This is a genomic window from Actinokineospora globicatena, from assembly GCF_024171945.1.
Classification (GTDB): domain Bacteria; phylum Actinomycetota; class Actinomycetes; order Mycobacteriales; family Pseudonocardiaceae; genus Actinokineospora; species Actinokineospora globicatena.
In genome coordinates, this window is record NZ_JAMTCR010000004.1 from 12737 (window position 1) to 36471 (window position 23735).

Here is a 23735-nt window from a genome sequence, read left to right on the forward strand (position 1 = left end):
CCGGTCACCTAGTGAAAAGGTGGTGGATCATAGGGAGACTGGACATTCAAGAGCGCGAGCAGGGCATGTTCGGGCTGCCGTTGCAGCGGGGGGTGCTCGGCACCAACGCACATCCCTCTGGAGTTCAAAACTCGGCTCGATGGCTCTGACCTGTAGGTTGGACTGCCGGATTATACCCAAGTGTGATCGTAAGAATTTATGACTGGGCATCGGTGCTTGCTGCGTCTGATGAGGACGCTGGTTGCGCCGGTCGAGATCGAGGTGGATTACCAAGTGCTCGCCGAGCGTTCGGCTCCTGCGCCTGCGAGGTATCGGATTTTCGCGCGGAGTTGCTGTGCTGCGGTGACCGCCTGGTGGCGATGGTCGGGCAGGGAGGTGGGGCGTGCACCGCTGTTTACCGGGGGGGCCGTCGTGTCGATGTGCGGCGGGACGGTGGAGCGATTACTCGGAGTTTGCCGAGGCGATCGACCCCGAGTTTGTCGATGACATGGCCCGCAGTCTTCAGGTAGGCACGGTACTTGAGGTATCCAAACGCCGGTACAGCGAAGCCCGTGAGCGTGGGCAGGCCGATGGTGGAGACGTTCGTGAGCATGGCGACAGAACCCTCCAGGGCCTTCGACGCTCTAGGCGCCGAAGGCCTGTTCCTCTTGCACGGGATACCGGCGCCGGTAAGACCACCTTGAGCAAGGCTCGTCGATTGCCAGGGGGTGGACGCACTCGCAGCGGAACGGGCTGCCGAGCAGGGCAATGCCTCGGTCGGGGTGTACGTGGACTTCGAGAACCTGGTCCGCGGCGCGGGTCGTGGCCTGCCAGGCCGCGCCAACCCCGTGCCTTACGCGGCGATCACCCGGCTGTGTCGCGACTACGGCAACGCGGTCATCCGCCGCGCGTACGCGGACTGGGCGAATCCGCAGTCCGGCCGCTATCAGCAGGACTCGGCCATGAACGGCGTCGACCTGATCCAGGTGGTCCGCTTCGGCGCCGCCCGTAAGAACGCCGCCGACATCCGCATGGCCGTCGACGCGATGGAAACGCTGATCACCCACCCCGAGGTCAGTGTGTTCGTGCTGGTCGCGGGCGACGGTGACTACACCCCGCTGGTGCAGCGGCTGCGCGAGTTCGGCAAGCACGTCGTCGGCGTGGGCACCGAGGCCAACGCCAGCCCGCGGCTGGTGTCGGTGTGCTCGGAGTACAAGTACTGGGGCACCCTGCTCGCCCAGGTCGAACCCGAGCCGGGAGACCACTTCGCCGACGAGTTCGACATCGCCACGGCCGAGAACCTGCTGGTCGCCGCGATGGAGCAGGCGGCCGTCGGCACTCCGACCGCCGGGTGGGTGAAGAACAAGATGACCTCCCTCGACCCGGCGTTCGACGAGCGCAACTACGGCTGCCGCAGCTTCCGGGACTTCCTGGGCCGCCTGACGCACCGGGTCCGCGTGGTAGGCACCTCAGGTGGCGACATCACCGTGTCACTCACCGACAACCGTTCGCTGGAGGGGGAGGTCGCTGCGCCCCTAGTCCCGCCGACGGAGGGCGGTGAAGGGCACGAGTTGGTCCTTGAGGTGTAGCTGGTCTCGTCGGCCGTCGGCGTAGTTGATCTCGTAGTCGATGACGCCGCACCAGTGGCCGTCCACGCTGGGGAAGCGGCCGTGCAGGCGTGCGGGGACCGCGCCGGTGAGGTCGAGGCCGGTCTCGATCACGTGCCGCGGGACTCCGTCCGGTCGGGGGAAGAGGTTGTCGAGTCGGATCCAGACCGGGGTGAGCACGTGGCTGCGGCCGTGGAGGGCGTCGCCGGTCCACGAGGTGTACGGGCTGATGATCACGACTCGCCCGGTTCCTGTCGCTTCGCCGCCCGGGGTCGGCGGGCTGGATGGCCGTCGTAGAACCGCTCGTCCAGCTCGACCCGGTCCGGGTAGCGGTGATCGCCGGTCCACCGCCACCTGGTGTCGGTGCCACCCGGCGTGGTGGCGCAGGCCGGGCAGTCGATCCGGAGTTCGCCGCCCGCGGCGCGCACGGTGCTGATGCCGGGAACGAGTGGGTGTCGCCCGCTCTTGCATCTGGTGGGCAGGATGGCGATCACCGCGCCCACGGGATCGAGCCGGTACCGCAGCACCCCGTCCGGCGGAGTGAGTGAGGAGGGCGGTTTCATGCCCGGCAACATACCATCCGTTCGCACATATGTTCGATGTGGACCTTGCCGGATGAACCGGTTGCCGACGGCGTGCGTGTAGTCACGCTGCCCCTCGGGGCAAATCTCCGCCCAAAGCTCTGTGTCGTCGCGTTGGTGATCTTGCTACACCTGTTCGTGTCCGTGTGATGACAGGTTGTCGCGTGAAGGAAACCGATGCCCCGCACCATGTCCGGCTTGCTCCTGTCCATCCTGGCCGTCGCCGGGATCGTGGCCTATTTCGGTCCGGAGGCGGTGATCGACACCGTGACCGGGGCCTTCGAGAACCAGGAGCCGGTGCTGATCGAGGACGAGGGCCACCAGCTCCTGGTGGGCGGTGACGGGGAAGCCAAGGCCCGGCAGTGCACCGTCACGGTCGCGTTGACCACGCGGCAGTGCGGTGACGTGAAGGTGGTGGTGATCGACGCGGCCAAGATGCCGTTTATCGCCCGCAACATCCACCTGGCCTGGGGCGAGGGTCAGCCGTCGGTCCTGACCCGCAACTCCGCCAAGCAGCCCGCGAATCGGGCCGCGGCGTGCGGGCGGTTCGTGCCGAAGAACGGGGGGAGTTGCGACGAATATAGCTTCGCGACCACGGACGAGGGCGGTTCCGGCGCGCGCACCGAGGAGGTCCCGTTGCGCGAGCAGCGGTGTCAGGGTGGGACGATCAGCTCCGGGTACGCCAAGGCCAAGATCGGCCAGGGGGACAGTTTCCTGGTGGTCATCTCCAACCCGGCCCAGGTCGCCACGACCGGGTTCACTGGGGCGGACGTTGCTGATGAGCAGGTGGAACAATGCGCGCTGTGACCCGCTACGCGTGGGCGGACACCGCCTTCGACCTGGCCTGGACCCTGGCCGTGACCATCGGGCGGAGCGAGCACGATGTGCTCGCCGCCTACGGGGCCCGTGACGACGTGCGGCGCGCGGAGATGACGTTCGAGGCCGCGCTGGAGGAACGCAACGAGCACGTCGACGACTACGGCCTCCTGCAGCTCGCGCGACGCGGCGAGCACCTGGTGGTGATCGAGCCCAACGGCTGGGTTGGCAACGCCCCGGCCGTCGCCCAGCAGCTCGCCAGCCCGACCGGGTTGTTCGTGTCGGTGTACTGGAGCGCCAACGGCGACCACCAGATCGTGCAGGCCAGGGACGGGCAGCTCGTCGCCCGGTTCGACCCCACCTTCATCGGTCTCCCGGCCGGGGCCAACGACATGCTGCCCGGCTGGGTCGAGCCCGAGGACTTCCCCCTTGATCACCTCAAGTCCGCCAGCCTCGCTGCGGTCGAGCGGGTGACCGAGGTGGTGGTCGAGGAGTCCTGGTTGACCACGCCGCTGCCGACCTACCGCCTCCCGGCCTAGGCCAGTCTCAGCAGCCCGTTCAACACCTGCTCGAGCACGTGCACGTCGTGCTGGATCCACGTCGGCTTGTTCGGGTCGGGTTTGGCGATGGGTGCGGTCCGTGGGCGGCGTGGAAGGCGGTCGGCTGGGCCATCGGCCACGCGGGGTATCACGCCGGTCGGCCTGTCATCCCGTCGTTCTGGAGCTACCAGGCCATTCGCCGCGAGATCGGAGGGGCGCCAGTTGAGCCACAGCGGCCAGCCATCCTCTGCCGTGCGTGCCACCAGCTCGGCGACCGACACCGACCCCGGCCGCCCGTCCCGATGACTACCCATGGGCGAGACGGTTCATCAGCTGCTCACCCACCGCCGTCACCTCCAGCGCGGAAAGGCGGCGACAACAGGTCCTTGGGCACGGCGTCGATGACCCGTCCGGTGAGGGCGTTGCCCACCTCGACCATGCAGGTGCCGAGACTGGCCACCACTCGGGCAGGCAGCGGTTCGGCGGTGCCGTGATGCACCTGCAGGATGTTCTCCAGATACGCGGCGAGCCCTCGGTGGATATCGGTCAGCCCGTGCAGTAGCACTTGGTCGTCACGCCACGGGTTCTCGGGAATGGCGTCATCACTGGACACCGGGACCGCCATGCGTCTCATGCCTGTGATCGGGCTCGGGCACAGCGCCGTGCACCACCGTGACGGCCGCGCCCGTCCGACAAATCCGAGCGGCCAGCTCGGCCTGCATGGCGGGTCGGGGTGAGAGGTGGGTGCTGTCCACCAGGACCACCGCCGTGGTGCGCGGCATCGCCGCCGCGTCCAGCAGGCCGCGGAACCCGGGGCGTCCCTCGGCGTCCAACGGTGACCCCACATCCTGGAAGACCGCGCCCAACTCCCACCCTTCGCGGGCGCACAACACCTCGATCGCCGCCCGGTACTCCAAGACGCCGGCGGGGTCCTCGGTCGCGGTGCGGATGTAGCCGTAGACCACCGGAGTTGCCATCACGGTGTCCACAGCGAACCGGAGGCAAGCACCAGCGACGGGGCGCCGGGTTCGCCGGGAGCTGGCAGGTCCCGGATGTCGTGGACGATCTCCTCGAGGTCGCTGCTTTCCTTCATCCAGACCACTCCACCGCCGTAGTCGTCGGCCAGCAAACGGTTCGCCAGAAAGTGGGTGCGGTCGAAGACGAAGATCGCGTCGGTGAACTGCGCGCGGCTGTAGCTCGCGGCCACGCCCACCAGTTCGTCGTTTTCGCCGAGCAGGTGGAAGTTCCACCCGGCCTCGCGGATGGACAACAGGTGGACAAGTTCGGGGAAACGACGCAGGGCGTCGTCCTGGGTGATGTTCTTGGTCACGACGCAGCTGCTCCGCGTTCGCCGGCTCCGGTGGGAGGCACCCCACACCGGAGACACGCGGCTGCTGGCACGGGTCGGGGCTCCTACCAGCAACGTCATCCGGCGCGGGGTGCCGTAAACCGAGCTTCGCTGCCGATCACCGGTGGCGGAACAGCGACGAACACGCAGACCACGACCATCCACGAACCCGGCCATCAACCCGCCGACCACCCGGAGCTTTACCCGGAGGATTCACCACGATCACCTGGTCACAGCCGTGCCGACCATTACGCTGGGCACGGCGGCGGACACGGATCGAGGACCGGTGACACCCACTCCCAACGACCACTTGCGCGCAGCCCGCTCAGCTGCCGGTCTGACCCAGGGCCAGCTGGCGGAACGCGCGCGAACGCGCAGGTCGAACGGGCGACCGGCAGCCCGGGGGCGATGGACGCCGACTACGTCGGCAAGCTCGAGCGCGGCGTCCACCGCTGGCCCAACAAGGGCTACCGGGATGCGCTCCGCGCCGCCCTGAACGCTGCCACGGACCGCGAGCTCGGCTTCTTCAGCACCCGCTCCCGCGCGGCTACCGTGGAGACGAGCCCTCGCTACCGTGAAGGAGGCGACGACGTGGAGCGGCAGGCGTTCCTCCGGGTGCTGGCCGGATCGGTGGCCAGCCTGACCTTCACCGACCCCCTGGCCGAGTTCGCGGCCCGAACCGCGGGCGGCAGCAGCCGCCAGGTCGGCCAGGCCGACGTCGAGCAGGTACGCCAACTCGCCCGCATGTTCGCCACCCAGGACCACCAATACGGCGGCCAGCTCTCCTCCCGCGCGGTCATCACCCAACTCGCCGCCACCGCCGAGCTCACCGACGGCCCGTTCGCCAACTCCGGCGTACGCACGCAGTGGTTCTCCGCCGTCGCCGAACTCGCCGACACCGCCGCCGGAGTGTGCTTCGACGCCGGACTGCACACCCACGCCGAACGCGCGTTCCGATTCGGCGTCGGCTGCGCGACCGAATCCGGCGACTGGGCCATGCGCGCCAAGACGCTCTCCGGTCTGGCGAACCTCTCGGTCCACCTCGACCGCACCGACGACGCGTTGAGCTTCGCCGAAGCCGCCCTGGTGCGCGCCGACCGACTCACCCCGAAAGTCGGGGCAATGATGCACACCCGCCACGCACGAGCCCTCGGGCTCGTCGGCGCATCCCGCAGCCAGGACTGCCGCACCGCCGTAGCCAAGGCCGAAGACCTGTTCACCACGGCGTCGGACGACGAGCCGGTCTGGCTCTCCCACTACAGCCAAGCCCACCTCGACCGCGACACCGGACGCGCGTTGCTGTACCTGGCGCTCAACGGCGGCGCGCACGAGGAAGCACAGCACCGGCTGCAGACAGCCGTCGCCGGCTTCCCCGAGGGCCACTCACGAGGCAAGGCGCTGGCCAAGGCCAACCTCGCCGCCCTGATGATGGCCCGCGACGACCCACACGAAGCCGTGACACTCGGCAACGACGCCCTGGCCTCCGTCGGGTCCGTACGCTCCGACCGGGTCAACGACGCACTCACACGACTCGCGGACGCGGCCCGCGGACACCGGGACGTGCCCGGCGTACGCGACCTGGCCACGCGAGTGCGACGCACAGTGCGCGCACAGACCTGACGGCAGCACACCAACCTGGCTGCACGTCCTCGCCAGGCGACCTACCGAACAACGGCGAGAGCGACTACTTCTGTCAGCGCGGTCGAGTCTCCCGGAAGTTGCGAGACAATGTCGCAGCTTTGTCCGAGACGATGATCGGTCCAGTCACCGAGTGGTTGAACGCGACAGCCCAGGTCGTCCAGGTGGTCCTCGGACACTCCGCCAGGTCTGGCTCGATCTTGGGCATTCTTGAAGCGGTCAGTGGTCGGCTTGATGAGCTGCGCGAGGCGCTCGACCGCGCGAGCGCCGAACTCGCGGACGCGGCTGATCACCACGGCGGACCACGAGGGTTGACTGGCGTACCCACCCTACCTCCTCCCGCCGCCCCTATGTCACGGGAAGCACGGCGTGCGCCCGCACCCGAGTCGCCGCAGGTGGGTCTGCGGGGAGAGCCGAACATGCACGGGGACCGCTACCCGCAGGAGTCCGTCCCGTACCACGACTTCATGCCGCCGCGGGTGCGGAAAGGGCAGCGCACTTCGCCGCCCATGATCGGCTGGGTGCGGCTCGACGGGCAGGACCTAGGTGAGATCAGCGCGACGAGAAATGACCAGTGGGCGGAAAAGGCAGCGCATCGCATTCACGCTCTTCGTGTGCCCAACGCGGATCAGCTGAACAACCACGTCGAAGTCAAAGTGGTGGTGATGCAGATCGAGATGCGCGAAAGCAAGGTCAGGTCGTGATCAATCATGCGCCGTGCGGGTCCGAGTCCGGTTCGTATCTGCCCGGGTGTCACCGCGCTCTGCCCAGGATTCTGCCAGAAGGGTATACGCTGACCGTGTTGGGCGCCGACGTGAACGGGAATCCGTTCAAACACATCTTGGTGTCATAGAGTGAGTGCACCAGCGAGTTGGTAGAATTGTTCCTTCCGGCCTGTCGGGTGTGTTCGGTTGAAGGGTTGTTGCTGTATGCGGGGTGTCGAGTTATGCGCCGATGAGCGGGAGGTTGTTTCTCGGGAAATTGCAAAGGGTGTGTCGTTCCGGGCTGTTGGTCGTTGCTGGGGCGGGATCATTCGGTGGTGTCGCGTGAGGTCAATCGGAACGGCGGGCGTGAGTCGTATCGGGCGATGGCGGCGCAGGAGCGGGCTGATGCTTGTCGAGTTCGCCCGAAGGCGCGTTTGTTGGAGTCGAATGTCGCGTTGCATGATGTGGTGAATGAGGGGTTGGCGAACGGGTGGTCTCCTCGGCAGATCAGCATCCGCTTGCCGTTGGATTTCCCGGAGGACGACACTATGCGGGTGTCAGACGAGACGATCTACCAGTCGTTGTACTTGCAAGCTCGGGGTGAGTTGCGGACCCGGTTGAGGATCGCCCTGCGCCAGGGCAGGGCGCGCCGTGTGCCTCGAACGCGACCGGTTGTGGCCAGAGGGACCATCAAAGACATGGTCAACATCAGCGACCGGCCAGCCGAGGTCGAGGACCGCGCGATCCCCGGGGCGTGGGAAGGCGATCTCATTCTCGGCAAAGGGAACAAATCTCAGATCGCCACGCTCGTCGAACGCAAGACCCGGTACGTCATTCTGGTGCGTATTCCCTACGATCGCACAGCCGAGCGTGTCGCGGCCTTGCTGGCGCGGAAGATGGAGACCCTCCCCGAGGCCCTTTGCACCAGTGTCACTTGGGATCAGGGCAAGGAGATGGCCGCACACGCCACGTTCACCATCAAGACCGGTGTCGACGTGTATTTCTGCGACCCTCACTCGCCCTGGCAACGGGGAACCAACGAGAACACGAACGGCCTGCTCCGCCAGTACTTCCCGAAAGGAACGGACCTGTCGGGACACACCCAAATCGAACTCGACGCCGTTGCCGACCGATTGAACGACCGTCCCAGAGAGACACTTGGGGGCTACAAACCCACTGAAATGTTCAACAAACTACTGATAGAGGCTGGTGGTGCACCCACAACTTGACACCACCCATCTATCACGGGAGGGCCACTCGATGACCGACGAGGTTCCGGTACTCGACCGCGGATGGATCGCGGTGGACGACCTCCCGCGTGGGGTGGACCTGTTGGCCGAGGTCAAGCGGCTCAACGACGCGGGTGTGGAAGTCATGTGGGTCTGGAACCTGGCGCGCCACTGGGCCGGTGATGACGACCCCGAGGGTGAGGAACGTCAGGAGAGTCTGACGTTCGGGGTGTTCAACGACCGAGGAGTCCTGACCTGGCGGGCAGGATTTCGGCTCTGGGCGCCGAGTAGCGGCCTCAACGCGGCGTGGGAGGATGGCCGTTTGGCGGGTATGCACGATGTAGCCGTTCCTCCTCGGGGTGTTGTTCCGATCGAGGTCGTGTACTCGGCTCTGGCGGAATTTTTGTCATCCGGGCAGCGACCGAACTCCATTGAATGGGAGTTGGGCGAACGGATGCCGGGCATTCCGTCCGATGAGGAATAAATTCGGTCCGAGAGTGAGCAGCTTCAGTGGCTGCCGGTGGACATCGCGTCAGCGGTGAAGGCGTCCTGACGGCGGTTCCTTGTGTAGAGCCGAGAACGGGACAAGCTGATCGACCAGATTAACGGTGTCGGACCGGCTTTTCGCGTAGCGGATTTCGTAGTTGACCACGCCCGGCCGGGTACCCGTGCACGCCGTAGAAGCGACCGTGGAGCTGACCAGGGACACGCCCGGTCAGGTCCAAGCTTGTTCCGACCAGGCCCCGTTCGGTAGAGAGGGCTGGGGGGGATAGATGATCAAGACTGATTCGAACTGGATTGGGTACCGGACTCTGTCTCTGTAGGCCGTTTGTGGTGTACGAGTAGCGCGAGGTGGTCCGTTAGGTCTCGCAGCGTTGTGGACATCTCGGTGATGTGTTGCTCGATGGCGTCTAGTCGGGGTGTGAGTACGTGCTGTGTGTTGTCGGGTTGGTCGGTTTGTGGTGGTGTGGTGCCGTGGAGGATGGCGTTGAGGTGGTGGGGGTGCCAGCCGAGGGCGGTGGAGAGGGCTTCGAGTGTTCGTGTGCTGCGGTTGCGTTGGATGGTGTTGTATTGCAGTTCGCGGATGATCGCTTGGGAGACTTTGGAGCGTTCGGCGAGTTCTCGTTGGGGCCAGTGGAGTTCGTGGAGTCGGTGGTCGAGGGCGTCCGCGACCGCCGCCCAGTTGGTGGTCGGCTGTGTCATTCCGCGTAGGTGTTGGCGGGCAGGGTTTCGACGCGGCGGAGTTGTGTCTGTGCGGTGCGTGTGAGTTTGTCGTGTTCGGTGCGGATCTGGTGGAGTTCGGCGCGGAATCCGGCGAGTGTGTGCAGGATGAGGTCGCGTAGGCCGGGTGGGAGGTCGGTGTGCTCGAGTTCGGCTTGCAGTTCGCGATCGGGTAGGGAAGCGGTGTGGCCGGCGAGGTTTCCGAGGTGGTCGGGGTCGAGGTCGAGGGCTTGGGATAGGCGCGGGAGCGTGGAGTGGTGGCGGTGTCGTTGGGTGGTGTTGCGGGTGAGTTCCTTGACGGTCGTGAGGGAGACCCGCGATCGCGTGGCGAGTTGCTGTTCGCTCAGTGCCAGTGTGGTCATGCGGTGGCGGATGGTGGCGGCGACGTCGTTCCAGTTGGGGGTTCGTGATGCGGTCGGCATGTCACTGTGTCCAGAGTGTCGGGACGCGGCCGATGACGAGCGTGGGGGCGAGGGGTTCGTGTGGGGCCGGTAGGTCGGCGAGGTGGTCGATGACCTCGATGAACCCGCCCTCGCGTGTCCAGACCAGGTGGCCGTCGTGCGTGGCGCGGGCCGCGGCTGTGTTGGTCAGGTGGTGGATGATGAGCAGGTCGATCCATCCGCCGGGCCAGTGTCGGAAGCCGTAGACTTGGTTGACGCCGTTGTCGTCGACGATGGGCTGGAATGTCCAGCCTATTGCCCGCAGGTCGATCAGGTGCCGCAGTTGCGGGTAGGTGGCGACCGCGGTGATGTCCGGCGAGGTCATCAGGTCTCCTCGAGGCTACGGGTCGGATGGACATACGAGCGGCTTGTCCTCGCCCGGCATGATCGGATTCCCCGGGCGAGGACCGTGGCGACGCTCTACTTGGTGGGTGGCTCGCTCGCGGAGGACGCGTCCACTGTGGACTTCGTGTTGCGGTCGAGGGCCTCGGTGGCCAGGGCGAGGAAATCGCGGAGTGCGGCGCCGGTGAACGTGAGTACCAGGGCACCGTTGATCGCGCCGCCGAGCGTGAACTCGGTCTCGCCCGCGCCGATGCTCTCATAAGACATCGAGCAGCCGTCGGTGAGCTTGGTGTAGACGTCGAGCATCGGGGTCTGCATAGGGGATTCCTCGCACTTGTATCGAACGGTGTGGTTGTGCTGCATGGGGATTCGGGCGGTGGTCGTATCGCTGGTGGCCGACACCAATGTGATGGTTCCACAAAATTACAATGGCCCCAGGGAAGAGGGCCAGACTGGCAACGCGGCGACAGTGCTGTCGCTCATCGAGCGAACGTGCACGCCGGATGCTCGTGGACGCGCGGTCCTGTCGAGCGATCTCAAGACGTCTTTACTAATTGGGGAATCACAGCATTCTCCATCTGATCGTCGACCACAGTGCAGTGCCGCCATCACGCGTCTGCGGGCTGGTCGTCCGGCATGGTGGGTGCTCGCGCGCTGATCGCGCGGAGCCACCGGGTGTTGTCAAGGTTGAAGTCGTTGAGCGCCAAGAGCTTGCCCATGCCTCGTAGGTGTCCCGCTCCCCAGAGGAGCAGCACCGGTGAGTCGTGGACGACACGAAAGACTTGGATGATGGCGTTGATGTTGCGCCAGTCGATGATGCCCAGTCGTGTGGAGCGGTTGGCGGTCAGGTGCGTCCACCGCGAGCCGTGAATCATCAGCCGCCGCAGCAGGCGCGCGGCCAGTCGTGCCTGACGCCCCTGCGGCCAGGTGAGGTCGTCGGGGTCGGGCAGGGTGATGTCCCGGAGATCGCCGGATACTCGGAGTAGGTCCACGGCGGTCACGTCGGCGTTGCGCCAATGTTCTCTACGGACCAGTCCGTGACTCTGGAGTTGCAGGCCCGTGGCCACGGCGGCCCACTCCAACGCGCGGCGCAGGCCCCAGCCATCGAGGTGCGCGAGCCGATCCCGCTCCCGCGCGGTCAACGCGGGTGGCGGCTGCTCGCGGACCACCCCTTCGTGGAGGACTTCCGCGTCGAGATTCGCATCCAGGATCCGCCCTACAGCGGTGTAATAGTCGGTCTCGCCGACGTGGCTCAGTCCGATGAGGACGATGGGGTGGGTGTCGGCGCGGGTCCAGGTCTGCACCGCGGTGTGAAGGTCACCGCCGATGACGCACATCCCGCGTCCGGGGCGCTTCACGCGGAGACCCTGTCGGCGAGGTGCGTGGCGAGGTTTCCGAGCACGGCCAGGGAATCGTCGACGCTAGCGGCCTTATGTTTGATTGTCTGGATTGCGGTCTGGAACCGCTCGATGTCGTCGAGGTAGAGGGCGGTGTCGAGGATGTCGAACTTGACGCTCTTGTGGCCGCTGCCGAGGACGAGTAGCTCGAACGGGTGGTTGTACTCGTTGGTCTCCGCCAATCGAATCGTGAGGTGGCCCGATCCGGCGAGTCGATAGAGGAGCTGGACCTGGTCAACAGTTGCCTGGTCATCTGGCTTGACACGGTCCAGTGCCGCCCGGCCGATGAAGTACTGCCCGGCAGTGGGCTTGGTGTTTCGGCGTTGGGGTGTCAGGTCGGCGGGGATGGTGTGCGGCGAGAAGGATGTGGTGGTCGCGGTGAGGCCGTGGATCACGGTGGTGATGGCGTCGGCCAGTGGTGTGGTGGTGTCGCTGACCCACCACTCGGTCTCGTCATGATCGCGGTTAATATCGACGAGGGCCCGCCGCACATCTCGAGATGTGTAGCCGACTGCCCAGGCCAGCACCGACAGGTCACCGTCGCCGAGTTTCCTGGTGCCGTTGAGGAAGCGAGACAAAGTGGCCGGGTCGAGCCCGCTCGCGTCGGAGACCTCACGTTGGCTGCGTCCGGTCTCGATGATGCGGTTCTGGATAAGCTTGCCCATGGCCAGGCCACGCAAGCTCTGAGTTCGCTGTGACATGAGAAGACCGGTTCAGGAGGCTCGGATGGCGGGCTTGTCGGGCCACAACACTTGTTGCAGATCGCGCGGCACCAGACCGGCCACGTCGACGCCGTGGTCGGTGATGTGTTGGGCGGCGTCGAGGAACGGGCGGCAGGGCCACCCCGCCGCGACGCAGAAGGGACACGCGCGCGGCTGGTGTACGGCAGGCAGGTGCGATGTGGCGATGTCCACGGCGCGAGCCACCTGACCCAGGGGGCTGTCGGCGGCGATGACGGTGGCCACGATGTCTCGTCCCAGGTTCATGACCCGACTCCCGCACCGGCCAGCCGAGCGTTGGCGAATGCCACTGTCCGATCCAGTGCCTGTTGGTGGCCGTCGGAGTTAAGCTGCTCGTGCGGGAGGTCCAAGTCGAGCAGGACTTGGTGGACGTGCTGGTCGGCGAGTGCGCGGAAGTCCAGGTTCGGGTCGCGGCGTTTGTTGCGGCCCAGCGGTAGGTCCGGGTCGAGGGTGGTGCGTAGGAGTAGGTCGTAGTGTTCGCTGTGGGAGCGCACCATCGACTCCAACGCCGCCACGGCAACGGGGTCGGGCTGTTCGTCGCGGTAGGCGAGGGCGGCCCGGTAGTAGCCCAGTGCGTCTGGTGCGGCGCGGTCGACGAGGACGATGTCGGCGTGCAGCCAGGCTTCGAGTTCGTTGCTGATGCCTCGGGTGATGAACCACAGGGTGGAGGCGTAGGTGTGGTTGAACAGGATCGGCAACCCGATCCGCTGCGCCTGCTCACCCAGATCGGCGACGGTGGCGACTTGGATGTCGTGGAGGCGTAGTTCGTGGGCGAGGCGGGCGAGGAAGGTGGACTTGCCGGTGGAGTGGGTTCCCAGGACTCCGATCATGATCGGACGCTCGAGCTTCACCACAAGCCTCCCTCGGATGCGTCGAATCCGGGCAACGCGGCGGCGCGTACGAGGGCGGGCCAGTCATGGCCGGACTGTTCGGCGAGGGTGAGTAGGAGTCGGGCGGTCATCCAGGTGTCGTAGCCCGCGCGATGTCGCTGCCCCGTGAACTCGTCGACGTCGAACCCGGCGTGGGTGATGAGCCTGTCCAGGCCGTAGCCGTCCAGACGGGGCCAGACGTGCTTGGCCAGCCGGAGGGTGTCGAGCACCAACGGCGGTGCCCACCCTGGCAGATGCGCAGCGAGGACACGGTGCTCGACTGAGGCGTTGTGGGCGACGATCACCCGGTCGGTGAGCGCGGCGGTGATCTGGTCGGCGATCTCGGGCCAGGTGGGGCTGTGGGCGACGTCGGCGTTGCTGATGCCGTGGACCTTGCGGGTCACCACCGAGCTGATTGGCATCTCCGGGCGCACCAACCACGTGCGCACCTGCTCGGGGTGCAGTGGCTGGTCGAGTGTGAGGATGCCGATCTCGACGATCAGCGGCGGCTGTCCGCCGTTGCCTTCGACATCCACGACGGCCAAGCGCTGCCCGGCCAGCACCTGGGGAATCGAGTAGGTCATGGCGCCTCCTGCGTTTCGGCGGTCCAGCCGATGTCGGCTCGGCCGTGCCTGCTCGGGTGATGGGGCTTGGCCAGGTCGTGGACCTGGTAGCCGAGCCCGTGCTGCATGCGATATCGGCGCTGCTCGTCCAACCCCTCAACCACGATCGCCCGATCGGTGACCTCCACCAGCCTCCCGCCCAAGTCCTCCGCCAACGCGGCCACCGGCCCTACTTCCGGGCGGGACCACGCGGTCGCGCAACGTCGCAGCTGCGCGCTGGGGCAGATGTCGCACAGTTCGCGGATGCCGAAGTGCCCGTTGTAGTCCGCCAGCCCGTGCGCGTAGGCGACCGCGCAGCTGGTCTTGCGGAACAACGGCGACCCGTGACCCCGCGCTCTGGCCGCCGCGAGGATCCGCTGCTCAAGGTCCTGCGGGAAGATCTTGCGACGCGCCTCCTCGTCGTAGGGTTCGGGCAGGTCGTGTGCTCGGTAGTAGTCGCGGATCTGGTCCTTGAAGAACAACCCCGTGAACACCGTCGCATGCGCGTACCGACTCAACTCGCCCAGCGCCGTGGACAGGTGCTCATCGGTGTCGTTGAGGCCAGGCACGATCGGCCGCCAGTACAACACCACCCGAAACCGGTCAGCGTGCTCGAACGCGACCTTCAACGACGACGCGGCGATGTCGGAGTCGACCGGCTCGATCTCTTTCCGCTCGATGCCCGACCAGGTGACCAATAACGTCACCTTCAAGTGCCGCAACGAGTTCAGCACCGCGCAGTCCTCAGGTGTCACCCGCCACCGAGTGATCACCAGAACGTGATTGGTCAACCCCCGCTCGTCGAGCAGCCGCAGCGTGGCGAAGGTGTGCGGCTTGACCACCGGCAACATCGGATCCGTGGCCCGGTTGAAGATCTGCACCGGGGTCACGTGTGCCTGGAAGTGCGGGTGCCCGACCAGTAGATCGACCGCGTCCTCATCCGACATCAACGCGCGAGGAACCTTCATGGTGAAGTTGTCGAACAGGTGGCGCACGCAGTATCCGCAATCCAGCGGGCACCCCACGACGTGGTTCAGGCTCAACCCGCTCTTGCGGTTCTCGATCACCTCCAACAACTCCGGCCTCATCCCAGCCCGCTCCTCCTTGCCAAGGATGGGCAGGAGCCTGGCCCCTGCCGTCTGTCGAGTGATCGTCACGATGGACCCGCCTCCTGTGCCCATAGACCTCCGGTCCGCTCATTCGAGCAAGACCGCGAGCACGGCGATAAGGAGGCAACAAGGACGCAACCAGCATGCGCGCCGATTTGCCTCCCAGGCGGAGACGCATCGTCAACAGCGCCCCCGCGCCGCTACCAGGCATGCCTATGCTGCAAGACGAGAGCCGACTCGACCGTGGAGATCAACGATGGAACACGTCATGCCGAATGCTGGGGAGGTATACCCCGCCGCTGGTCTCGCCGAGGAGATCCGGGCACGACGCAAGGCGGCCGGGCTCAGCCACGCCCAGCTCGCAGCGCAGGTCGGCTACTCCCGGCAGTACGTGTCCCTGGCCGAACGACCCACCGGTGGTCTCCCATCAGCGGGTCTGGTCAAGGCGATCGACCACGCTCTCGCCGCGGGTGGCGCGTTGATCGAGTTGCGGGAAGCGGCAGCGCAGATTCGTTCAGGTCAACGTGAATCCCGCACCGCCGTTGTGCCTGCTGCCCTGACGGCAACGATGCCGGTTGACACCGTTCGCGCGGCTGCGGGCGAGGCGGTGAAGTTCGCTCGTCGTCACGGTGGTCATGGGTTGCATGGGGCTGTGCTGGAGCAGTTGGAGGCGGAGGTGCTGCGCCTGGCCAACGAGTTTCTGGAGGATGCTCCGACGACCGTTGTCGCTCGGTGCCGGAGCACACGAGATGAGTTGTTCCGGCTGCTCGACCAACCGCGATGGCCGCAGCAGGCCCGCCAGTTGCACGCGCTCGCCGCGCGGACTTGCGGCTATCTGGCGATCGCCGACAGCGACTTCTTCGGCGAGTACGCGGCCGCCGATGACCATGCTCGCAGCGCGTGGCAGCTGGCTGAGCTCGCCGACCAGGATGAGCTTCGATCCTGGGTGCGCAGCGTGCAGTCGGCCATCGCGTTCTGGGCCGGCCACTGGCAGACAGCCGACGAGTTCGCGGCCGAGGCGCTGGAGCTGGCCATCACCCGATCCAGCGGATCGCGTGCGATCGCCATGCGAGCACGCGCCCTGGCTCGCCTCGGTGACGTCGCTACCCTGCGGCGCACGGCCGAGATCCAGGTGCCGGACTTGGCGCACACCGGGGAGACTGGGATTGTGCTGTTCACCGACATGAACCTCCAACGCTGCCTTGGTGGGGCCTACCTGTGGATCGGCGATCACGACAACGCCCGAGCCCACCTGGAGCAAGCCCTGGACGGCTACGAGCGAGACCGTGCGTTCGACTACGCGGTCATCGCCGTCACCCGACTCGACCTGGCGGCCACACACCTGGCCCGCGGCGAGCTGCGGGCCGCCATCGCCGTCACCGAACCCGTGCTCACCATGCCTGATACTCGCCGTCTGGAAGGTGCGCGGCGCAGGGTGCGTCACCTCCGAAGCGACTTGGCCACCGCGCCGTTCCATACTGACCCGAGCGCCCGCAGATGGGCAGACGAGCTGGACGCGTTCGCCACCCATACGGTCCTGGCGGGCTAACCCGTGGACCTGACGGTGCTTGGCTGCGCCACCCCTTACCCTCGCCCAGGACAGCCCTGTTCCGGATACCTGGTCAGCGAGAGCGACACCCACCTCGTCCTCGACTGCGGCTCGGGCACCTTCGCCGCCCTCCAGACCCACTTGGCCCCTGGCCAGGTCACCGCGTTGTGGATCTCGCACCTGCACCCCGACCACAGTGCCGATCTGCTCGCCTGGTCCAACTGGGCGCTCAACACCCAGAACGCGCCCCGCATCCCCGTTTATGGGCCGCCTGGCTGGGCGCGGCGGCTCGATCAGATGCTCACTGACGACTCCGCCTTGGTCGACGGCATCTTCGAGGTCCACGAACTCCGCGATCACCACACTGTCGCCCACGGCCCACTGACACTGACCGCGCGCGTGGTCGAGCACTCGGTGCCCGGCTTTGGGGTTCGTGTCGAGAGCCCTACCGCGCGGCTGGCGTACTCCGGTGACACGGAGCCCTGCCCGGCACTCGTCGACCTCGCCCGCGACGTCGATCTGTTCGTGTGCGAAGCAGGCACCGCCTCGCCCAGCCGATTCCACACCACCCGCGAGCAAGCGGTCCACACAGCGATAGCAGCAGGCGCGAAGCAGTTGCTGCTCACTCACCTCGCATCGGCACTGGATCCGGACGCACTAACCACCGCGCCAGGTCTGGCGACCACGGTTGCCGAACCGGGTTGGCAGTGGAGTTCGGGTCAGCGGGGCTGACCGTGTTCCAGGTACAGCGGTGCGGTGCCGCTGTAGGCCGCGAACGCTTGGGTGAGGCGACGTTCCAGGCGGGGGATGACGAACTCGCCAAGCCGAGTGACGGGTACCCAGTCGACCTTGTCGAGTTCGGTGCCGTCGAGTTGGATGCGGTGCTCGTCGTCGCCGAGGGGGCCGCAGTCGAAGACGTAGAGGATCTTGTCGCCTTCGGGGCCGTTGGGTGCCCAGTCGTGCACCAGCAGGCGCTGGACGGTGCGGGTGAGGCCCAGTTCTTCGCGGATCTCGCGTTCGCAGGCGTCGGCGGGGGACTCGCCGCGGTCGACGTAGCCGCCGGGGATGTCCCAGCGGTTGCCGTAGGTCTTCCGTACCAGCAGGACCTCGTCGCCGTTGACGAACAGGGCGCCCGCTGCGAGTCTGGGTGTCGCGAACAGGTCGGCGGGGTTGCTCATGGCCGTGCCCCTGCGACGTCGAGCCGTTGAGCGAGCCGGTCAAGGCCCACACCGGGCTTACCGCGCGTGGACTTCACCAAGCCTGCCACCACCGTCCTCGCCACGTGGTGCTGCCGCACGTGCTCCGGCGCGTCCCGCTCGGCCGCGAACAACGTGGACAACGCCTCGTCACGGCGGCCGGTGAGGCTCTGGGCGCGGGCGATGTCGATCAGGTACCGCGTGCGCCGCTCCAAGGGCACCGATGCGTTGCCCAAGGGCTGGGCGTTGAGGACCGTCTGGAAGTCGTCGAGTTCGGTCGCCGTGTTGACGCGGTGGATGGCGACGTTGGTCGGCCCGAACGCTGTCCACAACTCGTTGCCGTCGCGGCCCAGACGACGTGCGGTGTCGTCGGCCTCGCGCAAGTAGTCAGCGGTGCGGTCGCTGTCGCCGAATCGAGCGGCGGCCATCGAACCCGCGAGGAACAACATGCCGTACACCGACAGTGCACGGTCCCCGCCGTTCAGAGTGGGTTTCATGTCGTGCGCCGCCGACTCGATCTGACGCATCGCGGCCTCCAGACGACCGCACGACAACATCGCGAACGCCGCCGATCGCATCAACGACCCGCGAACGACCGGATCACCCGCAAGCTGAGCTGCGGCCAACCCACGTTCCGCCGCGATCCAGGCCAGATCGAGATCCCGCGTCTTGGTCAACACCGCTGCCGCTGCCTGATAAGCGAGAGCACGAACGACCTCGACGCCTTGTCGCTCGGCGGCAGGCACCTCGCGCGAGGCGACGGCCGTGTCCGAGAGCAGCGTGCAGACCCGGTTAGCGGCGACGGAGAATCGTGACTGCTGATACGCGTCGAAACAGCGCTCCAAGTCGCGTCGCAGATCGGCCAGAGACAGCGGGGCATCAGGCACCGTGTCCGGCTGGCACGAGTAGTCCATCAACAGATCGCAGAGGTCGTCCACCGGCGAGCCATGAGTGGTCGGCTTGGAGATCGGGGCATCGGCCAGCTTCGCGCGACGAGTCCGCTGCTCAGACTTGGCCTCTCCACGCAGGCCAATCAACGCCCCATCGGCGCCGAGCGCGGCGTCCAAGGCTCGGATCAACTCCGCCGAGGGCAGGTTCCGATGCGCCCGTTCCGCCAGGGAGATGTACTGCCTGGTGTACCCCACACGCTGCGCCAACTGCGGCTGACTCAGCCCTCGGTCCCGCCGCAACCGCCGCACCTCGGCAGCCAACACCACCGCGGCTGCGCCCGGCTCACCTACACCGTCTCCCGACACCACCCGAAACTAGCAGCAACCGTCATCGCTGCACCGGTCACCGACGGTGCGCGTTGACTACGGTATGAACGCCAGGCCAGCCAACCCTAGGACGCGCAGTGCCAGACACCCGGATGCCTCACGTAGTTGTCTTCGGCCTCGGCGGCACCATCGCCATGACCTCCACCGCGAACGGGGGAGTAGCCCCTGCGCTGTCGGCGGAGCAGCTCGTGGCGGCCGTCCCGGGTCTCGCCGAGACCAGGATCGATGTCGAGGTGGTCGACTTTCGTCGGGTGCCGGGGGCGTCGCTGTCGTTCGACGATCTCGACGAGTTGGCCGCCGCGATCGAGGGGCACTTGGCGGCTGGTGCGGATGGGGTGGTGGTCACTAAAGGCACCGACACCATTGAGGAGACCGCGTTCTTCCTCGACCTCGGCCAGACCCGTCCGGAGCCGGTTGTGGTCACCGGCGCGATGCGTAACCCCACCATGGCGGGCGCTGACGGGCCTGCGAACCTGCTCGCAGCGATCCAGACCGCCGCGCACCCAACTGCTCGGGATCTGGGTGGGCTGGTGGTGTTCGCCGACGAGATCCACGCCGCATCCCGCGTGCGCAAAACACACTCGACCAGCGGCCACACCTTCGTCTCCGCCAACGGCGGCCCGCTCGGCTACCTCGTCGAAGGCAAACCCCAGGTCCTCAACAAGCCGACCACCCGCATCACCGTGCCGGGCGCGAGCACACGCCAGGTCGAGGTCGGGCTGATCACCATGACCCTCGGCGACACCGGGACCCTGCTCCGCGCCACCGCCGACCATTTCGACGCCTTGGTGGTCGCCGGGTTCGGCGTCGGGCACGTACCCGCCAACGTCGTCGAGATCCTGACCGAGTTGGCCGCCGCCAAGCCTGTTGTGCTGGCTTCCCGCACCGGCGCCGGATCGGTGCTCACCCGCACCTACGCGTTCCCCGGCTCCGAGTCCGACCTCATCGCTCGCGGCCTCATCCCAGCGGGCTTCCTCGACCCGCTCAAGGCCCGGATCCTGCTGCACCGCCTCCTGGCCACCGGACACGACCACAACACCATCCGTGCTGTCTTCACCGGGAGCGGGAATGCGTAGCCACGAACTCACCCTCGGCCGCAGCTTCGCCGTCGCCTTCGACCACGGCGACGACTTCTTCGAAGCCCTCGACCAGTTCTGCCGCGACAACAACGTCCGCCAGGGCTACATCCCCGGCTTCATCGCGGGCTTCGCCGACGTCCAGATCGTCGGCACCTGCGACAAACTCGACGACCCTCAAGCTCCCGTGTGGAGCCAGGTCCACCTCACCAACGCCGAGGCGTTCGGTGGCGGCACCCTCGCCTGGGACCCAGTCGAGGGACGCGTCGCGCCGCATATCCACGTCACCGTCGGCCTCAAGGAACGCAGCGCTACCGCCCACACCAGCCACCTGCTCGGTGCTCGAGTCCAGTTCCTCACGGAAATGCTCGTTATCGAGGTCGCCGCCCCCACCATGCACCGAGTCCGCCAACCAGACCTCTACAACGTCCCTCTCCTGCACTTCACGGGTGAGGACAGCTAGACGGCGCCAAGTGGCTCGATGGTCTGGCTAGGCTGCTGACCCATGACAGGCTTTCTGCAGGTCTCGACCACTGCCGCCAGCAAGGACGCCGCTGCAAAGCTCGCGCGCTCCGCTGTCGGTGCACGGCTCGCCGCCAGTGCCCAGGTGATCGGACCCGTGGCGTCCGTGTTCTGGCACCTGGGTGAACTCGGTGAAGGCGAGGAGTGGCAGATCCTGCTCAAGACGACCAGCGGACGCTTCGCCGCCCTGCGGGACCACCTCGTCTCCGAGCACGAGTGGGACAACCCCGAGGTCACTGCCACCCCGCTCACGGAGGGGTCCGCGGCCTACTTCGACTGGCTCACCCGCACCGTGTCACCGGACGTCACGGAAGGCTGACCATCCGAAGCGCCATCGGCAGGATCTTCATGATCGAAATCGACCCTACTTGATCAGACCGCCAGAACGGCCGGCGACGAGAGGGCCACAGGGGTGCGACCAGATGAAAGGCGTTGCCGCTGTCGAGGCCTCAACCCGTGCCAGCAGAAATCACTGCGGTCATTGCACCCATGGCCAGATGTGGGCCGAGGGGGGTCGGAGTATCACGCTCGATTCGTCGCGATGCGCGGAGCGTCAGTCTGGTGGTCGCTGCCAGTAGCCAGCCGAGGACGGTGCCGGTCAGAACGGCCTGCCAACTGATCCAGCCAAGGGCGAGACCCAGGAGACCTGCGAGTTTGACGTCGCCTGCTCCCAAGCCTCCTGTTGCCAGCGCTAGCACGAGGTAGGCCGCAGCGAGTGCTGCCATGGTGATCAACGACCTTGCCAGACTCTCATACCGGGCATCGAGGACGGCGACAGTAGTCAGGCTGGCCCCGAGGATGGCGTAGCTGGGTAGGAGCACCGCGCTTGGTAGCCGTTGCTCCGCCAGGTCTACCGCTGCAAGAGGGACCAGCACCGCGGCGAGGTAGCTGAAGGGCAGTAGGGCGTGGTCTTGGCCCATCCGCGAGGTCAACGCGGCGAACAGGATCCCGGTCAGGACGGCCGATATTATCCAGGCTCGCCATCCAAAAGCTCGTGTTCTCAGCATTCTTCGTGTCACAGCGCCGAGCGCACCGCCGCTCGCGGTGCCGAGAGCCGCCCAGGAAGCAATCATTTCTGTGGAAGTCAATGCCTCTTACCGCCTATCACTCCTTGTAGCCGTCGTGGCTCCAGTTTGGCGAACCGGTCGCCGTGAGTAACACGCACAGAAGTTGTGGCCGCGAGCGACTTTAGTCCAAGCGGGTGAACTAGAGCGAGGGAGTGGCATACCGACTTCAAAGTCAGCACATTCCGACTTTCCCGTCTGCCGAGGGTCGGGGTGTAAACCTATGGTCGGTGAGTCAAAAGGGATCGTTCAGAAGGGATCGGTGCACCTGTGACACGACGGATGGTTCGATCTTGGCGCGACCGCGTGGCCGTCGGGTTGCTGACTGCCGCAGCCCTGGTGGCGTGTGGTCCTGGGGGCTCAACCGGCCCGTCGTCCAGGGTGCCTGGACCCACTGTGACGAGCTCATCGACCACGGAGGCCGACTCGATGGTGCCGCCGGCCGAGCAGGCCAAGGAGGCTGCTTTGGCCGCCTATCGGGGGATGTGGGCTGACTTCGTGGAGGCTGGGCACACCTCCGATTGGCAGTCGGTGAAGCTCGGGGTGCATGCGACGGGGGTCGCGTTGACGAACCTGTCGCGGGGCTTGTACGCGGATCATTACAACGGGCTGGTGACCAGGGGTGAGCCGGTGCTGAATCCGACCGTGTCCTCGGTCGAGCCCGCGACGGAACCGAAGAAGATCATTGTGTCCGACTGCGGGGATTCGACGAACTGGTTGAAGTACCGGGCCGATACCGGGGAGCTCGCGGACGAGGAGCCCGGGGGTCGGCGTGCGATCAATGCCATTGCCGAGAAGCAGTCGGACGGCTCGTGGAAGATCTCTGACTACGGCGTTCACGAACTGGGGACGTGTTGACCATGCGAGGTTTATCGATCATTGCCGGTTTCCTTGTTGTGAACCTCGTCGGCCTTGCGGTTCCGGCCGTGGCGGACGGGTGGGGGAACGCCAACTGCGGGCAGGTCCCGACCGCGGCGTGTGAGCTGGAGGCGGGCAGCAACGGCGGTGGTGGGTCGCCGGGTGGGTCGTCTGGGCACGGCGGCACCCCGCTTCGCCCGGGTGGCGGCGCTGGCGGTGGGCAGGGCGGGTCGGGCGATACCAGCGGCGGCAGCGGTAACAGCGTGGCCAACTGCAGGTACATGCGCAGCGACTTCCAGTCCCCGGCCGGTGGCGTGATCAGCGCGGCCTACCGCCCTCCCGCCACGCCCGGTGGAGTGGTCCGGGCTGCGATGCCGCGTCCCGCCGTGGCGCGGGCTGCGCAGCCGGGTCAGGGCGGGGGTGCGTGGTACGTGTGGACGTGCGACACCGAGGGTGTGGCGCACGGGATGTATCGGTCTCCGGTGTGGATGGCTGACGGCCAGGCGCCGGGGGAGGCGTTGTTGCCGTCCCCGGTGGAGCTGTCGCGGGTCGCGCGTCGGCAGTTGCGGCTGCCCTCGCCAGCGATCGCGGCGAGTCCCGCGACCGAGCAGTTGGTGAATCTGCCGACGTGGCTGTGGCTGACCGGCAGTTGGAGGCCGGTGTCGGCCAGGGCGTCGGTGCCGGGGGTGTCGGTGACTGCGGTCGCGACGCCGACCTCGGTGTCCTGGGTGATGGGCGACGGCTCCACGGTGACGTGCAACGGCCCCGGCACGCCCTACCAGGCTGACGGCGACCCGAGGGCCGCGTCGCCGACCTGCGGTCACGTCTACCGGCGCTCGTCGACCGGCTTGCCGGGGCGGGCGTACGCGGTGTCGGCGACGGTGCACTGGCGGGTTTCCTGGTCGGGGGCGGGCCAGGGTGGGGTCTTTCCGGACTTGACCACGACTGGGACTGCGGTGTTCCGGGTGGCCGAGTCGCAGGTCCTCAACAACGGCGGCGGCTGACCACCACGGTCTGACTCTCCGCACGTCA

General features: G+C 66.7%; 32 protein-coding genes and 1 pseudogene. 16 read left to right on the forward strand and 17 right to left on the reverse strand.

The genetic code is table 11. The features are described 5' to 3' along the window. Window positions 1–707: 707 nt before the first annotated feature. Entirely contained in the window at window positions 708–1568 is an 861-nt protein-coding gene (locus LV79_RS34575; RefSeq protein ID WP_253838605.1) for an NYN domain-containing protein, read from the forward strand. Here LV79_RS34575 and LV79_RS18940 read toward each other — a convergent pair. Both LV79_RS18940 and LV79_RS18945 read right to left on the reverse strand, forming a co-directional pair. After that, window positions 1515–1823 (reverse strand): hypothetical protein, encoded by a 309-nt coding sequence (locus tag LV79_RS18940; protein WP_253838607.1) that lies wholly within the window; start codon window positions 1821–1823, stop codon window positions 1515–1517. The genes LV79_RS34575 and LV79_RS18940 overlap by 54 nt on opposite strands. Then, window positions 1820–2149, reverse strand: a complete 330-nt coding sequence (locus tag LV79_RS18945) for a hypothetical protein (RefSeq protein ID WP_253838609.1) — start codon at window positions 2147–2149, stop codon at window positions 1820–1822. The genes LV79_RS18940 and LV79_RS18945 overlap by 4 nt, the downstream gene beginning before the upstream one ends. Window positions 2150–2344: 195 nt before the next feature. Here LV79_RS18945 and LV79_RS18950 point away from each other — a divergent pair, with 195 nt between their 5' ends. Then, the gene (locus LV79_RS18950; protein ID WP_253838611.1) at window positions 2345–2974 is read left to right on the forward strand and encodes a NucA/NucB deoxyribonuclease domain-containing protein; all 630 of its coding nucleotides are present in this window, start codon (window positions 2345–2347) and stop codon (window positions 2972–2974) included. Next, the gene (locus LV79_RS18955; protein WP_253838613.1) at window positions 2962–3522 is read left to right on the forward strand and encodes a DUF6461 domain-containing protein; all 561 of its coding nucleotides are present in this window, start codon (window positions 2962–2964) and stop codon (window positions 3520–3522) included. Before LV79_RS18950 ends, LV79_RS18955 begins: the two co-directional genes overlap by 13 nt. 337 nt (window positions 3523–3859) lie before the next feature. Here LV79_RS18955 and LV79_RS18960 read toward each other — a convergent pair whose 3' ends face one another. Genes LV79_RS18960 through LV79_RS18970 form a run of 3 tightly spaced genes read right to left on the reverse strand, consistent with a single transcriptional unit; the run spans window position 3860 to window position 4852 of the window. Further along, window positions 3860–4135, reverse strand: coding sequence for a hypothetical protein (locus LV79_RS18960; protein ID WP_253838614.1), 276 nt, complete (start codon window positions 4133–4135; stop codon window positions 3860–3862). Beyond that, window positions 4125–4499, reverse strand: a complete 375-nt coding sequence (locus tag LV79_RS18965) for a recombinase family protein (protein WP_253838615.1) — start codon at window positions 4497–4499, stop codon at window positions 4125–4127. The genes LV79_RS18960 and LV79_RS18965 overlap by 11 nt, the downstream gene beginning before the upstream one ends. Then, entirely contained in the window at window positions 4499–4852 is a 354-nt protein-coding gene (locus LV79_RS18970; protein WP_253838616.1) for a hypothetical protein, read from the reverse strand. Before LV79_RS18970 ends, LV79_RS18965 begins: the two co-directional genes overlap by 1 nt. Window positions 4853–4882: 30 nt before the next feature. Between LV79_RS18970 and LV79_RS18975 the strand changes: the two genes are divergently transcribed. The 5 genes from LV79_RS18975 (at window position 4883) to LV79_RS18990 (ending at window position 8925) form a co-directional block, all read left to right on the forward strand. Next, entirely contained in the window at window positions 4883–6490 is a 1608-nt protein-coding gene (locus LV79_RS18975) for an NsdA family TPR-like regulatory protein (protein ID WP_486303582.1), read from the forward strand. Between the two features lie 119 nt (window positions 6491–6609). After that, a complete protein-coding gene (locus LV79_RS18980) occupies window positions 6610–7212 on the forward strand; it encodes a hypothetical protein (RefSeq protein WP_253838619.1) in 603 nt (200 codons plus the stop codon). Beyond that, window positions 7209–7361 carry a DddA-like double-stranded DNA deaminase toxin gene (locus LV79_RS34820; protein ID WP_372495362.1) on the forward strand — a complete coding sequence of 51 codons (153 nt, stop codon included), beginning with the start codon at window positions 7209–7211 and terminating at the stop codon, window positions 7359–7361. Before LV79_RS18980 ends, LV79_RS34820 begins: the two co-directional genes overlap by 4 nt. A 234-nt stretch (window positions 7362–7595) precedes the next feature. Further along, on the forward strand, window positions 7596–8441 hold the full coding sequence (locus LV79_RS18985) for an IS30 family transposase (protein ID WP_301321413.1): 846 nt from the start codon (window positions 7596–7598) through the stop codon (window positions 8439–8441). A gap of 31 nt (window positions 8442–8472) precedes the next feature. Then, on the forward strand, window positions 8473–8925 hold the full coding sequence (locus tag LV79_RS18990; RefSeq protein ID WP_253838623.1) for an Imm1 family immunity protein: 453 nt from the start codon (window positions 8473–8475) through the stop codon (window positions 8923–8925). A gap of 715 nt (window positions 8926–9640) precedes the next feature. Here the strand turns inward: LV79_RS18990 and LV79_RS18995 are convergent. The 9 genes from LV79_RS18995 to LV79_RS19035 all read right to left on the reverse strand — a co-directional run bounded on the left by LV79_RS18995 (window position 9641) and on the right by LV79_RS19035 (window position 15140). Continuing rightward, window positions 9641–10084: a hypothetical protein gene (locus LV79_RS18995; RefSeq protein ID WP_253838625.1), complete on the reverse strand. Its 444-nt coding sequence runs from the start codon at window positions 10082–10084 to the stop codon at window positions 9641–9643. A 1-nt stretch (window position 10085) separates the two neighbouring features. After that, window positions 10086–10427 carry a hypothetical protein gene (locus tag LV79_RS19000; protein ID WP_253838627.1) on the reverse strand — a complete coding sequence of 114 codons (342 nt, stop codon included), beginning with the start codon at window positions 10425–10427 and terminating at the stop codon, window positions 10086–10088. 95 nt (window positions 10428–10522) lie between these two features. Continuing rightward, entirely contained in the window at window positions 10523–10762 is a 240-nt protein-coding gene (locus tag LV79_RS19005) for a hypothetical protein (RefSeq protein WP_253838628.1), read from the reverse strand. Window positions 10763–11052: 290 nt separating this feature from the next. Beyond that, window positions 11053–11802, reverse strand: coding sequence for a hypothetical protein (locus tag LV79_RS19010; RefSeq protein WP_253838629.1), 750 nt, complete (start codon window positions 11800–11802; stop codon window positions 11053–11055). Beyond that, window positions 11799–12506, reverse strand: a complete 708-nt coding sequence (locus tag LV79_RS19015; protein ID WP_253838630.1) for a Scr1 family TA system antitoxin-like transcriptional regulator — start codon at window positions 12504–12506, stop codon at window positions 11799–11801. Before LV79_RS19015 ends, LV79_RS19010 begins: the two co-directional genes overlap by 4 nt. Window positions 12507–12554: 48 nt before the next feature. Further along, window positions 12555–12827, reverse strand: a complete 273-nt coding sequence (locus LV79_RS19020; RefSeq protein WP_253838632.1) for a hypothetical protein — start codon at window positions 12825–12827, stop codon at window positions 12555–12557. Beyond that, window positions 12824–13432: an AAA family ATPase gene (locus LV79_RS19025; protein ID WP_253838634.1), complete on the reverse strand. Its 609-nt coding sequence runs from the start codon at window positions 13430–13432 to the stop codon at window positions 12824–12826. The genes LV79_RS19020 and LV79_RS19025 overlap by 4 nt, the downstream gene beginning before the upstream one ends. Continuing rightward, window positions 13429–14034: a 3'-5' exonuclease gene (locus LV79_RS19030; RefSeq protein WP_253838636.1), complete on the reverse strand. Its 606-nt coding sequence runs from the start codon at window positions 14032–14034 to the stop codon at window positions 13429–13431. Before LV79_RS19030 ends, LV79_RS19025 begins: the two co-directional genes overlap by 4 nt. Continuing rightward, window positions 14031–15140, reverse strand: coding sequence for a radical SAM protein (locus LV79_RS19035; protein WP_253838637.1), 1110 nt, complete (start codon window positions 15138–15140; stop codon window positions 14031–14033). Before LV79_RS19035 ends, LV79_RS19030 begins: the two co-directional genes overlap by 4 nt. A 289-nt stretch (window positions 15141–15429) precedes the next feature. On the opposite strand from LV79_RS19035, the pseudogene LV79_RS34825 reads away from it, so the two are divergent. The 3 genes and pseudogenes from LV79_RS34825 to LV79_RS19045 all read left to right on the forward strand — a co-directional run. Further along, a pseudogene (locus tag LV79_RS34825) lies at window positions 15430–15636 on the forward strand (helix-turn-helix domain-containing protein); the annotation flags it as partial. Window positions 15637–15639: 3 nt separating this feature from the next. Next, complete coding sequence (locus LV79_RS19040) at window positions 15640–16710, forward strand: tetratricopeptide repeat protein (protein WP_253838638.1); 1071 nt, start codon at window positions 15640–15642, stop codon at window positions 16708–16710. 3 nt (window positions 16711–16713) lie between these two features. Next, window positions 16714–17442, forward strand: a complete 729-nt coding sequence (locus tag LV79_RS19045; RefSeq protein ID WP_253838639.1) for an MBL fold metallo-hydrolase — start codon at window positions 16714–16716, stop codon at window positions 17440–17442. Here the strand turns inward: LV79_RS19045 and LV79_RS19050 are convergent. Both LV79_RS19050 and LV79_RS19055 read right to left on the reverse strand, forming a co-directional pair. After that, entirely contained in the window at window positions 17430–17888 is a 459-nt protein-coding gene (locus LV79_RS19050; protein ID WP_253838640.1) for an NUDIX domain-containing protein, read from the reverse strand. The genes LV79_RS19045 and LV79_RS19050 overlap by 13 nt on opposite strands. Continuing rightward, on the reverse strand, window positions 17885–19165 hold the full coding sequence (locus LV79_RS19055; protein WP_308208949.1) for a helix-turn-helix transcriptional regulator: 1281 nt from the start codon (window positions 19163–19165) through the stop codon (window positions 17885–17887). The genes LV79_RS19050 and LV79_RS19055 overlap by 4 nt, the downstream gene beginning before the upstream one ends. 110 nt (window positions 19166–19275) lie before the next feature. Here LV79_RS19055 and LV79_RS19060 point away from each other — a divergent pair, with 110 nt between their 5' ends. From LV79_RS19060 to cutA, 3 genes are read left to right on the forward strand one after another with little or no spacing between them, the layout of a single operon-like run. Next, entirely contained in the window at window positions 19276–20259 is a 984-nt protein-coding gene (locus tag LV79_RS19060; RefSeq protein WP_253838643.1) for an asparaginase, read from the forward strand. Next, complete coding sequence (locus LV79_RS19065) at window positions 20252–20722, forward strand: PPC domain-containing DNA-binding protein (protein WP_253838644.1); 471 nt, start codon at window positions 20252–20254, stop codon at window positions 20720–20722. Before LV79_RS19060 ends, LV79_RS19065 begins: the two co-directional genes overlap by 8 nt. Window positions 20723–20764: 42 nt before the next feature. Further along, complete coding sequence (cutA, locus tag LV79_RS19070; RefSeq protein WP_253838646.1) at window positions 20765–21100, forward strand: divalent-cation tolerance protein CutA; 336 nt, start codon at window positions 20765–20767, stop codon at window positions 21098–21100. 130 nt (window positions 21101–21230) lie between these two features. On the opposite strand, the gene LV79_RS19075 is transcribed toward cutA, so the two are convergent. Beyond that, window positions 21231–21854 carry a prepilin peptidase gene (locus LV79_RS19075; protein ID WP_253838649.1) on the reverse strand — a complete coding sequence of 208 codons (624 nt, stop codon included), beginning with the start codon at window positions 21852–21854 and terminating at the stop codon, window positions 21231–21233. Window positions 21855–22241: 387 nt separating this feature from the next. On the opposite strand from LV79_RS19075, the gene LV79_RS19080 reads away from it, so the two are divergent. Beyond that, window positions 22242–22703: a hypothetical protein gene (locus LV79_RS19080; protein ID WP_253838651.1), complete on the forward strand. Its 462-nt coding sequence runs from the start codon at window positions 22242–22244 to the stop codon at window positions 22701–22703. A gap of 467 nt (window positions 22704–23170) precedes the next feature. Next, window positions 23171–23707 (forward strand): hypothetical protein, encoded by a 537-nt coding sequence (locus tag LV79_RS19085; protein ID WP_253838653.1) that lies wholly within the window; start codon window positions 23171–23173, stop codon window positions 23705–23707. Window positions 23708–23735: the final 28 nt, after the last annotated feature.

Coding starts and splice junctions, on each gene's coding strand:
- LV79_RS19005 (WP_253838628.1), bottom strand. CDS start 10,762: ATGCAGACCCCGATGCTCGACGTCTACACCAAGCTCACCGACGGCTGC.
- LV79_RS19000 (WP_253838627.1), bottom strand. CDS start 10,427: ATGACCTCGCCGGACATCACCGCGGTCGCCACCTACCCGCAACTGCGG.
- LV79_RS19030 (WP_253838636.1), bottom strand. CDS start 14,034: ATGACCTACTCGATTCCCCAGGTGCTGGCCGGGCAGCGCTTGGCCGTC.
- LV79_RS19075 (WP_253838649.1), bottom strand. CDS start 21,854: ATGATTGCTTCCTGGGCGGCTCTCGGCACCGCGAGCGGCGGTGCGCTC.
- LV79_RS19085 (WP_253838653.1), top strand. CDS start 23,171: ATGTATCGGTCTCCGGTGTGGATGGCTGACGGCCAGGCGCCGGGGGAG.
- LV79_RS18965 (WP_253838615.1), bottom strand. CDS start 4,499: ATGGCAACTCCGGTGGTCTACGGCTACATCCGCACCGCGACCGAGGAC.
- LV79_RS18945 (WP_253838609.1), bottom strand. CDS start 2,149: ATGAAACCGCCCTCCTCACTCACTCCGCCGGACGGGGTGCTGCGGTAC.
- LV79_RS18995 (WP_253838625.1), bottom strand. CDS start 10,084: ATGCCGACCGCATCACGAACCCCCAACTGGAACGACGTCGCCGCCACC.
- cutA (WP_253838646.1), top strand. CDS start 20,765: ATGACAGGCTTTCTGCAGGTCTCGACCACTGCCGCCAGCAAGGACGCC.
- LV79_RS18990 (WP_253838623.1), top strand. CDS start 8,473: ATGACCGACGAGGTTCCGGTACTCGACCGCGGATGGATCGCGGTGGAC.
- LV79_RS19020 (WP_253838632.1), bottom strand. CDS start 12,827: ATGAACCTGGGACGAGACATCGTGGCCACCGTCATCGCCGCCGACAGC.
- LV79_RS18950 (WP_253838611.1), top strand. CDS start 2,345: ATGCCCCGCACCATGTCCGGCTTGCTCCTGTCCATCCTGGCCGTCGCC.
- LV79_RS19050 (WP_253838640.1), bottom strand. CDS start 17,888: ATGAGCAACCCCGCCGACCTGTTCGCGACACCCAGACTCGCAGCGGGC.
- LV79_RS18955 (WP_253838613.1), top strand. CDS start 2,962: ATGCGCGCTGTGACCCGCTACGCGTGGGCGGACACCGCCTTCGACCTG.
- LV79_RS18985 (WP_301321413.1), top strand. CDS start 7,596: ATGGCGGCGCAGGAGCGGGCTGATGCTTGTCGAGTTCGCCCGAAGGCG.
- LV79_RS19035 (WP_253838637.1), bottom strand. CDS start 15,140: ATGAGGCCGGAGTTGTTGGAGGTGATCGAGAACCGCAAGAGCGGGTTG.
- LV79_RS19060 (WP_253838643.1), top strand. CDS start 19,276: ATGCCTCACGTAGTTGTCTTCGGCCTCGGCGGCACCATCGCCATGACC.
- LV79_RS19015 (WP_253838630.1), bottom strand. CDS start 12,506: ATGGGCAAGCTTATCCAGAACCGCATCATCGAGACCGGACGCAGCCAA.
- LV79_RS19065 (WP_253838644.1), top strand. CDS start 20,252: ATGCGTAGCCACGAACTCACCCTCGGCCGCAGCTTCGCCGTCGCCTTC.